We start from the raw sequence: 11,600 nt of genomic DNA on the forward strand, positions 1-11,600 counted from the left end.
CTATGAATTGGCTGACGAGACACTATTGGCACTGGAAACTAAAGGGCTCCCCTTTTCAATCTCTATTTTCAGAGTCTGATAGCAGTGAGTACGTGTCTATCGACTGCGAGACCACCAGCCTAGAACCAACACGAGCCGAGCTGGTGACTATTGCCGCCACCAAGATCATCAATAATCGCGTCATTACTAGCACCCCCTTTCATGTCAAACTCAAGGCACCCCAATCATTGGATGAGAATTCCATCAAGGTCCATCAAATCCGCCATCAAGACCTTGGTGACGGATTGGAAGAGAAAGAGGCCTTACTGCAGCTGCTCGACTTTATTGGTAGCCGCCCCATCGTGGGATACCACATTCGCTACGATAAGCGAATTCTCGATATTGCATTCAAGAAGCATTTTGGGTTTCCTCTGCCGAATACCATCATAGAGGTAAGCCATATCTATCAGCAGAAGCTGGAAAAACATCTACAAAACGCCTATTTCGACCTTAGCCTAGAGGCTATTTGTCGACATTTAGACCTGCCCATTCGTGACCAGCACAACGCGCTTCAAGATGCCATCACTGCTGCGCTGGTATTCGTTCGTCTCACTAAAGGCGACCTGCCAAGTCTCAATATGCCACATATTAAGTAGCGATTGAGTTCTCAGTTATCGAAATAACCCTTTAATTTCACAGCGATAGTTACCTTCTCATCCTAAAGTCTAATTGTGGAAATTCCGCAGGTAATAGAGAGTTATAACAGTTACCTCGAAATGCCTAACAGACCGTCAGATATTGAGCGACTGTCACAACTAATAGCGGCAGAGTTCACAAGGAGATCAGCAATGAGTGAAGCCCACATTTATCCAGTTAAACAGAACATCAAATCCGTTACCCATGCAGACAACGATACCTACCTAAGCATGTATCAACAGTCCGTTCAAAATCCAGAAATATTCTGGGCAGAGCATGGCAAGATCGTCGACTGGATTAAACCCTTCACTAAGGTCAAGGAAACCTCTTTTGATACTGGCCATGTGGGTATCAAGTGGTTTGAGGACGGAACATTGAACGTGTCAGCGAACTGTATCGATCGCCATCTTGCCGAGCGTGGTGATGAAGTCGCTATCATTTGGGAGGGCGATGACCCTGCCGATGACAAAACCCTTACCTTCAATGAACTGCATAAAGAAGTCTGCTTATTCTCTAACGCTTTAAAGGCTCAGGGCGTAAAAAAAGGCGATGTCGTGTGTCTCTACATGCCAATGGTGCCTGAAGCAGCCGTTGCAATGTTAGCCTGTACGCGCATAGGCGCAGTGCACACTGTTGTGTTTGGTGGCTTCTCTCCAGAGGCGCTTGCTGGTCGTATTGACGACTCTGATGCCAAGCTTGTTGTTACTGCCGATGAAGGTGTTCGTGGTGGTCGCGCTGTCCCTCTGAAGAAGAATGTGGACGAAGCGCTTCGTAACCCTAACGTCACCACCATTAGCAAGGTGATTGTATTCCAGCGCACGGGCGCTGATGTTGATTGGAACGCTGATGTGGATGTTTGGTGGCATGATGCCGTGGCTAACGTCGACGCCAACTGCCCACCTGAAGAAATGAACGCTGAAGACCCGCTGTTTATCTTATACACCTCTGGCTCTACTGGTAAACCAAAGGGCGTACTGCATACCACTGGGGGTTATCTAGTGTATGCCACTATGACCTTCAAGTACGTGTTTGATTACCAGCCCGATGACGTGTTCTGGTGTACTGCTGACGTAGGTTGGATCACTGGCCACTCTTACTTGGTATATGGACCTTTGGCCAACGGCGCGAAAACCATACTATTTGAAGGTGTACCAAACTACCCAAATACCAGCCGTATGAGTGAAGTCGTCGACAAGCACCAAGTCACCATTCTCTACACTGCCCCAACAGCCATCCGCGCATTAATGGCAAAAGGCGACGAAGCCATTCAAGGAACCAATCGTAATAGCCTTCGTATTATGGGTTCGGTGGGTGAGCCTATCAACCCTGAGGCATGGGAGTGGTATTACAACACCATAGGTGACGCGAAGTCACCAATCGTAGATACATGGTGGCAAACAGAAACAGGTGGAATACTGATTACTCCATTGCCAGGCGCAACTGAGCTAAAACCAGGCTCCGCAACTCGCCCATTCTTTGGTGTACAGCCCGCACTAGTAGACAATATGGGGAACCTCATAGAGGGTGAAGCCTCCGGAAACCTAGTCATCCTAGATTCTTGGCCGGGACAAATGCGCACTGTTTATGGAGATCATGACCGCTTTGAGCAAACCTACTTCTCAACCTTCCAAGGCATGTACTTTACGGGTGATGGCGCAAGGCGAGATGAAGATGGCTATTACTGGATTACCGGTCGTGTCGATGACGTACTCAATGTTTCAGGTCACCGAATGGGGACTGCGGAGCTGGAGTCAGCGCTAGTCGCACACGATAAGATTGCGGAAGCGGCGATTGTCGGCGTTCCTCATGACATCAAAGGTCAGGCCATTTACGCTTATATCACTCTAAATGCGGGTGAATACCCAAGCGCAGAGCTACACAAAGAGGTGAAGGATTGGGTTCGAAAAGAAATTGGTCCTATCGCGGTACCTGATACTTTGCACTGGACAGACTCTCTTCCTAAGACTCGCTCAGGTAAGATTATGCGAAGAATACTAAGGAAGATCGCAACAGGCGATACCAGTAATTTGGGAGATACCTCTACTTTGGCAGACCCAAGTGTGGTTGAGAAACTCATTTCAGAAAAAGGTGAACTGGTTTAGAACTGGTTTAGAACTGTCCCAGAACTGGTTTAACCACTTGCTTCAAAACCATTAGCCGTCACATCGTGACGGCTTTTTTGTTTAAACACGGTTACAAATTAAACATAATGAAAATAGACAGTTAGCCTATATTCATTACGTGAAGATTTTTTAGCCGATTTAACATTGACCCAACATTAGGTCACAGCTAACTCTTCTCTCACTACTGGTGATTAGACCAGTAAATTGCTGTTAATTTCGTTGAATTAGCTATAATCATGCGCTAATTTGCTTTTTTACAGAAATCTGACTGGAAATTATTCAGGATTCGTAAAATAATTAAAGGCAACAGTGAATAACTCACAATTACGGAAGATAGCGACAAGATGGCAACAAAATCACGCGTTCTACTCCTGAATGGCCCAAATCTAAATCTACTCGGTAAACGAGAGCCAGAGGTTTACGGTCACGCTACATTAAATGACATAGTCAATAACCTGCATACACAAGCAGAGCAATTGGATGTAGAACTCACTCATGTTCAATCGAATCGAGAATATGAGTTAATTGAAGCTATTCACGCTGCAATGGGAGAGATTGATTTTATTATCATCAATCCAGCAGCCTTTACTCACACCAGTGTCGCTCTGAGAGACGCACTACTTGGGGTAAGTATTCCGTTTATAGAGGTTCATTTATCTAACGTACATGCCCGAGAGACATTTCGTCACCACTCCTATCTTTCAGATAAAGCAGTTGGCGTGATATGTGGACTAGGTGCACAAGGTTACCAATTCGCATTGTCTGCAGCGATAGAACAGCTACAGGCAAAATAAATCTGAGCTATCTCGACGAATACGAGAGGCCACACACAAGACAAGAGAAGAATCATGGATATTCGCAAAATAAAAAAACTAATCGAACTTGTAGAAGAATCAGGAATTGCTGAGCTAGAAATTTCTGAAGGTGAAGAATCTGTACGCATCAGCCGCCACGGCAATGCACCTGTAGCTCCGATTCAATATGCAGCAGCACCTGCTCCAGTAGCAGCACCTGCTCCAGCGGCGGCTCCAGCAGCAGTTGAAGCACCTGCGGCACCTGCAGAAGCACCAGGTCACAAGGTTCTTTCTCCAATGGTAGGTACTTTCTACCGTGCACCTGGTCCTGATTCAAAACCATTCGTTGAAGTAGGCCAATCGGTAACTGCTGGTGAAACTATCTGTATCGTAGAAGCAATGAAGATGATGAACCAAATCGAAGCTGATAAGTCTGGTGTTGTAACGGCAATCCTTACTGAAGACGGTAGTGCAGTAGAGTTCGACCAACCGCTTATCGTTATCGAATAATAGAGGTCGATATTATGCTAGACAAATTAGTCATCGCGAACCGAGGCGAAATTGCGCTTCGTATCCTTCGCGCATGTAAAGAGCTAGGTATTAAAACCGTAGCCGTACACTCAACCGCTGACCGTGACCTTAAACACGTACTACTAGCGGATGAGTCTATCTGTATCGGTCCTGCTCGTGGTATCGATAGCTACCTGAACATTCCACGTATCATCTCAGCGGCAGAAGTATCTGGCGCTGTAGCGATTCACCCAGGTTACGGTTTCCTATCTGAAAATGCTGACTTTGCAGAACAAGTAGAGAAATCTGGTTTCATCTTCGTTGGTCCTAAAGCAGAAACAATCCGCATCATGGGTGACAAGGTTGCTGCAATCAACGCAATGAAAAAGGCAGGCGTACCTTGTGTTCCTGGTTCTGACGGTCCTCTAGATGACAACGAATCAGCTAACAAAGCTCACGCTAAGCGTATTGGTTACCCAGTAATCATCAAAGCGTCTGGTGGCGGCGGTGGTCGTGGTATGCGCGTGGTTCGCTCTGAGCCAGAGCTAATCGAAGCCATTGCAATGACTCGCGCTGAAGCAAAATCAGCCTTCAACAACGATATGGTTTACATGGAAAAATTCCTAGAAAACCCTCGTCATGTTGAGGTTCAGATTATTGCTGATGGTCAAGGCGGTGCTATTCATCTTGGTGAACGTGACTGTTCTATGCAGCGTCGTCACCAGAAGGTTGTTGAGGAAGCTCCGGCTCCAGGCATCACTGACGATATGCGTAAATACATTGGTGAGCGCTGTACTCGCGCTTGTCTTGAGATCAACTACCGTGGTGCAGGTACTTTTGAGTTCCTATATGAAAATGGCGAGTTCTACTTCATTGAAATGAACACCCGTATTCAAGTAGAGCACCCAGTCACTGAGATGGTAACAGGTGTAGACCTAATCAAAGAGCAGCTTCGTGTTGCTGCAGGTCAACCTCTGTCATTCACTCAGGATGATATTAAGCTACGTGGCCACTCTATCGAGTGTCGTATCAATGCTGAAGACCCAGTGCGCTTCCTACCTTGCCCAGGCAAGATCGAACGCTTCCACGCTCCTGGTGGTATGGGTATTCGTTGGGAATCTCACATCTACACGGGCTACACAGTACCACCTCATTACGATTCAATGATTGGTAAGCTGATCACCTTTGGTGAGAACCGTGACGTTGCGATTGCACGCATGAAAAATGCATTGAGTGAGATGATTGTTGAAGGCATCAAGACGAACATCCCTCTTCAACTAGAGATCATGAACGACGAGAACTTCCAACATGGTGGAGCAAACATCCACTACCTAGAGAAGAAGCTCGGCCTACAATAAGTTTTAATACTTATTCAAAGGGTCAGAACCAGCCATGCTGGTTCTGACCCTTTTTGTTTGCGTAGATGAAGTTGGTTAAAATTACTGCTAAAATCCACGCCAATTATCAATACTCAGAGTGAACTCCATGCCTTGGATTCAAATCAAGCTTAACGCCACTGACAAAAATGCCGAGCAAATCGGTGACATGTTGATGGAACAAACGGGTGCCCTATCCGTTACCTTTCTTGACGCTAAAGATACCCCTGTATTTGAGCCTCTACCGGGTGAGACTCGTCTTTGGGGTGAAACCGATATCCTAGCTCTGTACGACGCAGAAGCAGACACACAGTGGATTTTAGGGCAAATAGCCTCTAGTAATCTTCTAGAACAAGGGTTCGCACATAAAGTTGAGCAACTTGAAGATAAAGACTGGGAACGTGAGTGGATGGACAACTTCCACCCAATGAAGTTTGGTGAGCGTTTGTGGGTTTGCCCTAGCTGGCGTGAAATCCCAGAACCCGACGCTGTCAATGTTATGCTCGACCCTGGTTTAGCTTTTGGTACAGGCACACACCCAACCACCTCTCTATGTTTAGAGTGGTTAGAAGGGCTAGACCTTGAAGGCAAAACCGTAATCGACTTTGGTTGTGGCTCAGGCATCCTTGCGATCGCAGCGATCAAACTAGGTGCAAAAAAGGTAGTTGGGATCGACATTGATCCGCAAGCGATCATCGCCTCTAAAGCGAATGCAGAGCGTAACGGTGTGAAAGATAAACTTGAGGTGTTCCTACCACAAGATCAGCCTGAAAATCTTATCGCTGACGTTGTTGTCGCCAATATTTTAGCAGGCCCATTACGTGACCTTTCTGATGTGATTAAGTCTCTAGTTAAAGACGAAGGCGAGCTAGCTATGTCTGGTGTACTAGATACTCAAGCCGAAGATGTTGCTAACTATTACCGCGATCAGTTCGATATTGCTCCTATTGCAGAGATGCAAGAGTGGTGTCGCATCTCCGGAAAAAAGCACACTAGTTGAGACACATCATATTTTGAGCAAAAAACACCCAAATTATAGAATATTTTTTTAAATGCTCAAATATTAGGCTTTTCACCGGCCAAAAAAATGCGTAAAATGCGCGCCCTTGCTGTTAATAATGTGACCATGATTTGAAAATCGGAAATTACCAACTTAAGAACAATTTGATTGTAGCACCTATGGCTGGCGTTACAGACAGACCGTTTAGAGAGTTGTGTCTACGATATGGTGCTGGTATGGCTGTCAGTGAAATGATGCTAGCCAACCCTAAAACATGGAATACATCGAAATCACTGCAACGAAGAGTACATGAAGGTGAATCGGGCGTTCGCTCAGTACAGATTGCAGGATCGGATCCAAAGTTAATGGCAGAGGCAGCGCAATTTAATGTTGATAACGGTGCTCAAATCATCGATATCAATATGGGTTGCCCAGCTAAAAAAGTGAATAAAAAACTAGCAGGTTCAGCACTACTTAAGCATCCAGAGATTGTTCAGCAAATTCTGAAGGCGGTAGTAGATGCAGTAGATGTCCCAGTGACACTAAAAACTCGAACCGGTTGGGATACAGAACATAAGAACTGTGTCGAAATCGCTAAAATGGCCGAAGACTGCGGCATACAAGCTCTCGCCTTACATGGTAGGACGCGTACTTGTATGTACAAGGGAGAGGCAGAATACGAAAGCATCAAAGCGGTTAAGCAAGCTATTTCGATACCTGTCATTGCCAATGGTGATATAGATAGTCCAGAAAAAGCGAAGCATGTACTGGAGTTTACCGGTGCAGACGCCTTGATGATTGGTCGCCCTGCCCAGGGTCGTCCGTGGATTTTTCAAGAAATCCAACATTATTTAGAAAACGGCACCACGATGCCCGAGCCTCCTATGCAGGAAGTGAAAGACATCATGCTTGGTCACGTTCATGAACTTCATTTATTTTATGGTGAGTTCTTAGGTCCGCGCATTGCTAGAAAGCATGTGGGTTGGTACTTAAAAGAGCATGAACAAGCACGTGAGTTTCGCCGTATCTTCAATGCCATCGAAGTTGCAGAAGAGCAATTAGAAGCATTAGAAGAGTATTTCAATTCCTATCCTTGATAGGGATATGGTTGCATCATAATTACGAGAAGAGCTAGACTGAATATGTTCGAACAAAACCTGACTTCTGAAGCACTAACGGTTACTACTGTAACTGCTCAAGACCAAATCGCGCAAAAACCACTTCGCGACTCAGTAAAAGTTTCAGTAAAAAACTATCTTGCACAATTAAACGGTCAGGATGTAGACGACCTTTATGAACTAGTGCTAGCTGAGGTTGAACAACCACTACTAGACATGATCATGCAATACACTCGCGGCAACCAAACTCGCGCTGCATCTATGATGGGTATCAACCGTGGTACACTTCGTAAGAAACTTAAAAAATACGGCATGAACTAATATAAATTAGTTTAAGCATCTGAATTGAAAGGGCTTACCATTATTTGGTAAGCCCTTTTTTTATACAAATACACCAAAAATGATCACCAAAATTACCACTTTTATAGTTATTGGGTTTATATAGTCCATAAGGGTATAGAGCTGTTCTATGGTCATATTCGGTGCGAACCATAAATAAAAACTCTTTTATCAATGTTCTATAGATCTATCCATACCAACTCCTAAACTATCATTTATGATCTATTTTCATTTCATAAATATAGTTATTGGGTTTGATATTACCAAAAGCTAGCACACCTGCTCAGGGATAGCCGGGAGCTTAGATACCTGATGTAACGTTGATTTCCCTTTGAGAAAACAAACCATTAATGATCTCTTGAGTTTTCATATATATAGTTATTGAGCTCTATAACCCCAAAAGGGTACACAGCTGTCAGCAAGTAAAACTTACTCTTATCTTTAGGGTTATTTAGTTACTCGCCAACACACCAATGAGCCAATCACAACCATAACAACCCCTTGCCAAAAGCTGCCCGATAGAGCGACACCTAAGATAATTGAAGAAAATAACGTAGAGAAGATAGGTGTAAAGTAGGACAAGGTAGCAAGAAGTAGCATATTGCCTTTCATGATGCCGCTGTTCCATAGCCCATAACCACTAGCCATGATCACGGCAGCAAGTAGCAGGTACAAGCTAGACTCTAGATTAAGAGAAATGCTGGGTTCAGCACTTAAGCCATAATGGATCCACAGAACAATAGCAGTCATAGCAAAGAATAAGGTAATTGCATTCTTACCATTTGAAAGGCGCTTGGTAATATTACAGTAGATCGCCCATAGGAAGGCACCAATAAACGCCATTGCATAGGTTGCAGGGTTGCTTTGTACATTCTCGGCTAACTGAGTGAAAGAGAGCGATTGGTCGCCAGTGATCGCCCATGCAACGCCGATAAAGGCAAGCACCACACTTGGGTACACCCAAGGGTTAGTTTTCTTGCTACTGCTAATTACCGCAATCAGCACCGTTAGTGCAGGCCATAGGTAATTTATCACAGCCATATCAAGCGCCTGTTGCCTGTCATTTGCCATACCGATGGCTAAAGATAGGCACACTTCGTAGGCCGCAAATAAGCCACCAGCGACGATGACATACCGCTTAGGTAATGTGTTCAGCTTTGGACTGCCAACAACAAACAGTAAAATGATCGTAGCGACCGTATAAATGCTAGCCGCACCACCAATAGGTCCGAGTTGTTCTGCGACCTTTCGAGCAACGCCTATCACGCTACTCCACAAGAGAATGGCCGCGATACCATAGAGAGTGTATTTATGTTGGTTCACGATTGAATCATCAGTAATAAATGGACAATCGACTATATTATGACAAAAACAAAAAAACGCGTATAACTCACTAATGGGTCATACGCGCTTTTTTAAGACAGTTCTTGAATATTCTTTTCACCTTACTCTAAGCAGTCCGACTTATCCGAAGCTAAATCCTGCACGCTTTCGTCTGCAGCGCACGTTAAACGCTCTGAATCATCAACACTAGCTATCTCATCTGACTCTTGATTAACCGCTCCTGTATCAGGGAACAACGGTTCAACTTCGATAAAATACTCATTCGGTTGTTCAACTGAATCCGTAGTTACATCAAAAATTAAGCACCCAACATTTGATACCAACTCGTACCATTGATGAAAGTAAGCCTATCGCGAATTGGCATTTTTTATTTGCACTAAGGCTATACATTCTAGAAATAAAAAAGGCTTGCCTAGTGCAAGCCTTTGAAAGTTTCAACATATAAATCAATGAGCTACCTTGGCTTTCACTGTCATCTTAGAATACTTTATCCAGTAATAGCGAAGCATTAATCCTGCCAGTAACACTCCGGAACTAATAGATAACCAGTATGGCAAGACTTCATGATTAATCGCAGACAATGGAGCAACACTCAAAGAAAACTCCTCAACTAAGTAGTCGGTCAACAACCCAAATACAATAGCCATTCCCACAACCCCTACCAAATAAGCCACTAACGAACGCTTACCAAGTTCCTTTCCTACTACGCCTAAAGTAGCAATATTGGTAGCAGGGCCCGCAAGCATAAACACCAGGATAGCACCGGGGCTAATGCCTGACATCAATAGACCAGCCGCGATAGGTGTTGATGCTGTCGCACAGATATACATAGGCACGCTGATAGCCACCATCACCAACATACTCCAAATGCTTCCTCCCCACTCTGCGAGAAAATCTGTTTCTATATAAGTTTGGATCAGTGCTGCAAAAGACAGCCCGATTAGTAACCAAGTACTAATATCTTTCACTAAATCCGTTGCCGCGAATTTAAGCCCACTTTGTAGTTTCTCAATCGCCGTTTTGTTGAGCGGGGCTTGGGGCTTACTGGAACAGCAACTGGTTTTGACCTCCTCTTTCTGCTGCGCTCGCTTACTGCTACAACAGGATACTGTGGGTGTTTTTTCTCTGCTTATTGCTTGTTTATTAACGAATTCTTCGTCTTCCTTGCCTACTAGCAAACCCGCTAAAATTGCACTAGAAATAGCGGCAATAGGGCGGATGATTGCCATATATGGGCCAAGAAGCGCGTAAGAAACCGAAATAGAATCGATACCTGTTTCAGGAGTCGCAACTAAAAAAGAGGTAGTGGCACTTTTCGAAGCACCACTGCGTCTTAACCCCATAGCCGCAGGAATGACACCACAAGAGCACAAAGGCAATGGAGCGCCAATAAATGCAGCTTTAATCGTTGTTTTAGGGCCTTTTCCACCAAGATGTTTTGTTAATAGGTCTGTTGGAATCCACTCTTTAAGCAGTCCTGCAATGACCAACCCTAGTAACATCCATGGTGCTGATTCTAAGAAAAGGTCTATAAAATTGAGTAATAAGCTCATCATGCCTCCTTCAAAGCATGGCTATCAGCACTTTCTAGCGCCTCTAGAATGGAGCAATGGGTCGCAGGTTCACTGCCACCGCAACATGATGCACTGAGCTTTTGTAAAGAGTCCTGAAAAATTTGTAGCTCTTTAATACGCTGTTCAACCTGATGACATTTCATATCAACAATATCACGAGCCTCTTTACAGCTATGGCTTTCTTTGTCGAGCTGAATAGAGAGTAAATCCGTTATCTCCTGCAATGAAAAGCCTACTCGTTTCGCACGGATGATAAAGCCAAGCTTATCGGCATCCTCGAGGGTGTATACGCGATAGCCTGATTCACTGCGTGAGCTAGGCTTCAACAGTCCATGTTTTTCATAGAAGCGTAATGTGTCTGGCTTTATATCGAATCGATTAGCCAGCTCCCCAATCTTATACATTCCAATACCCACTCAATGTTTTGATACCCTATTAGTATGAACCTTGGATATAACTCCAAGGTCAAGTGCTTACTTCAGCATATTTGCTAGAAAAATCTAAGTTACTTTTTTCTACCTTCATCGCCTTAACTTTCCCAAATGGCACTTTTTTGACAATAAAATGCAAATGCCAAACGATTGCGCGAGCTTTTTAGAAAATTATTCGCTAGAATACGCGCCATTCGAATTGATGTTTTTTTGCACGCCGAAGATCTTTGTCAAAGTTGTTTCATGGTCATGATGCAGACTCAACTTTGACAAACATCTTTTCATCCAACTTGATTCCAAAATCAGCAGAAGTTGT

General features: G+C 44.4%; 11 protein-coding genes. 8 read left to right on the top strand and 3 right to left on the bottom strand.

Going from position 1 to position 11,600, the window contains the following annotated elements:
- Positions 1-2: 2 nt before the first annotated feature.
- The 8 genes from D5I41_RS07610 to fis all read left to right on the top strand — a co-directional run bounded on the left by D5I41_RS07610 (position 3) and on the right by fis (position 7,917).
- Positions 3-635, top strand: coding sequence for a 3'-5' exonuclease (locus tag D5I41_RS07610; RefSeq protein WP_119009319.1), 633 nt, complete (start codon positions 3-5; stop codon positions 633-635).
- A gap of 192 nt (positions 636-827) precedes the next feature.
- Positions 828-2,777 carry an acetate--CoA ligase gene (acs, locus tag D5I41_RS07615; protein ID WP_119009320.1) on the top strand — a complete coding sequence of 650 codons (1,950 nt, stop codon included), beginning with the start codon at positions 828-830 and terminating at the stop codon, positions 2,775-2,777.
- A gap of 365 nt (positions 2,778-3,142) precedes the next feature.
- On the top strand, positions 3,143-3,592 hold the full coding sequence (gene aroQ, locus D5I41_RS07620) for a type II 3-dehydroquinate dehydratase (RefSeq protein ID WP_119009321.1): 450 nt from the start codon (positions 3,143-3,145) through the stop codon (positions 3,590-3,592).
- 54 nt (positions 3,593-3,646) lie between these two features.
- Positions 3,647-4,102, top strand: coding sequence for an acetyl-CoA carboxylase biotin carboxyl carrier protein (gene accB / locus D5I41_RS07625; RefSeq protein ID WP_119009322.1), 456 nt, complete (start codon positions 3,647-3,649; stop codon positions 4,100-4,102).
- 14 nt (positions 4,103-4,116) lie between these two features.
- Complete coding sequence (accC, locus tag D5I41_RS07630; RefSeq protein ID WP_119009323.1) at positions 4,117-5,460, top strand: acetyl-CoA carboxylase biotin carboxylase subunit; 1,344 nt, start codon at positions 4,117-4,119, stop codon at positions 5,458-5,460.
- A gap of 127 nt (positions 5,461-5,587) precedes the next feature.
- Positions 5,588-6,478, top strand: a complete 891-nt coding sequence (prmA, locus tag D5I41_RS07635) for a 50S ribosomal protein L11 methyltransferase (protein WP_119009324.1) — start codon at positions 5,588-5,590, stop codon at positions 6,476-6,478.
- 131 nt (positions 6,479-6,609) lie between these two features.
- A complete protein-coding gene (dusB, locus tag D5I41_RS07640; RefSeq protein ID WP_119009325.1) occupies positions 6,610-7,575 on the top strand; it encodes a tRNA dihydrouridine synthase DusB in 966 nt (321 codons plus the stop codon).
- 45 nt (positions 7,576-7,620) lie between these two features.
- Positions 7,621-7,917, top strand: a complete 297-nt coding sequence (gene fis / locus D5I41_RS07645; RefSeq protein WP_017027299.1) for a DNA-binding transcriptional regulator Fis — start codon at positions 7,621-7,623, stop codon at positions 7,915-7,917.
- A gap of 465 nt (positions 7,918-8,382) precedes the next feature.
- On the opposite strand, the gene yddG is transcribed toward fis, so the two are convergent.
- The 3 genes from yddG to zntR all read right to left on the bottom strand — a co-directional run bounded on the left by yddG (position 8,383) and on the right by zntR (position 11,257).
- Positions 8,383-9,258, bottom strand: coding sequence for an aromatic amino acid DMT transporter YddG (gene yddG / locus D5I41_RS07650; protein WP_119009326.1), 876 nt, complete (start codon positions 9,256-9,258; stop codon positions 8,383-8,385).
- 467 nt (positions 9,259-9,725) lie between these two features.
- Positions 9,726-10,832: an SO_0444 family Cu/Zn efflux transporter gene (locus D5I41_RS07660; RefSeq protein ID WP_119009328.1), complete on the bottom strand. Its 1,107-nt coding sequence runs from the start codon at positions 10,830-10,832 to the stop codon at positions 9,726-9,728.
- Positions 10,832-11,257 (bottom strand): Zn(2+)-responsive transcriptional regulator, encoded by a 426-nt coding sequence (zntR, locus tag D5I41_RS07665; protein WP_235868894.1) that lies wholly within the window; start codon positions 11,255-11,257, stop codon positions 10,832-10,834. Before zntR ends, D5I41_RS07660 begins: the two co-directional genes overlap by 1 nt.
- Positions 11,258-11,600: the final 343 nt, after the last annotated feature.

The organism is Vibrio superstes, assembly GCF_003569005.1.
GTDB classification, from domain to species: Bacteria; Pseudomonadota; Gammaproteobacteria; order Enterobacterales; family Vibrionaceae; genus Vibrio; species Vibrio superstes.

Coding starts and splice junctions, on each gene's coding strand:
- aroQ (WP_119009321.1), top strand. CDS start 3,143: ATGGCAACAAAATCACGCGTTCTACTCCTGAATGGCCCAAATCTAAAT.
- accC (WP_119009323.1), top strand. CDS start 4,117: ATGCTAGACAAATTAGTCATCGCGAACCGAGGCGAAATTGCGCTTCGT.
- acs (WP_119009320.1), top strand. CDS start 828: ATGAGTGAAGCCCACATTTATCCAGTTAAACAGAACATCAAATCCGTT.
- fis (WP_017027299.1), top strand. CDS start 7,621: ATGTTCGAACAAAACCTGACTTCTGAAGCACTAACGGTTACTACTGTA.
- accB (WP_119009322.1), top strand. CDS start 3,647: ATGGATATTCGCAAAATAAAAAAACTAATCGAACTTGTAGAAGAATCA.
- zntR (WP_235868894.1), bottom strand. CDS start 11,257: ATGTATAAGATTGGGGAGCTGGCTAATCGATTCGATATAAAGCCAGAC.
- D5I41_RS07660 (WP_119009328.1), bottom strand. CDS start 10,832: ATGAGCTTATTACTCAATTTTATAGACCTTTTCTTAGAATCAGCACCA.
- prmA (WP_119009324.1), top strand. CDS start 5,588: ATGCCTTGGATTCAAATCAAGCTTAACGCCACTGACAAAAATGCCGAG.
- D5I41_RS07610 (WP_119009319.1), top strand. CDS start 3: ATGAATTGGCTGACGAGACACTATTGGCACTGGAAACTAAAGGGCTCC.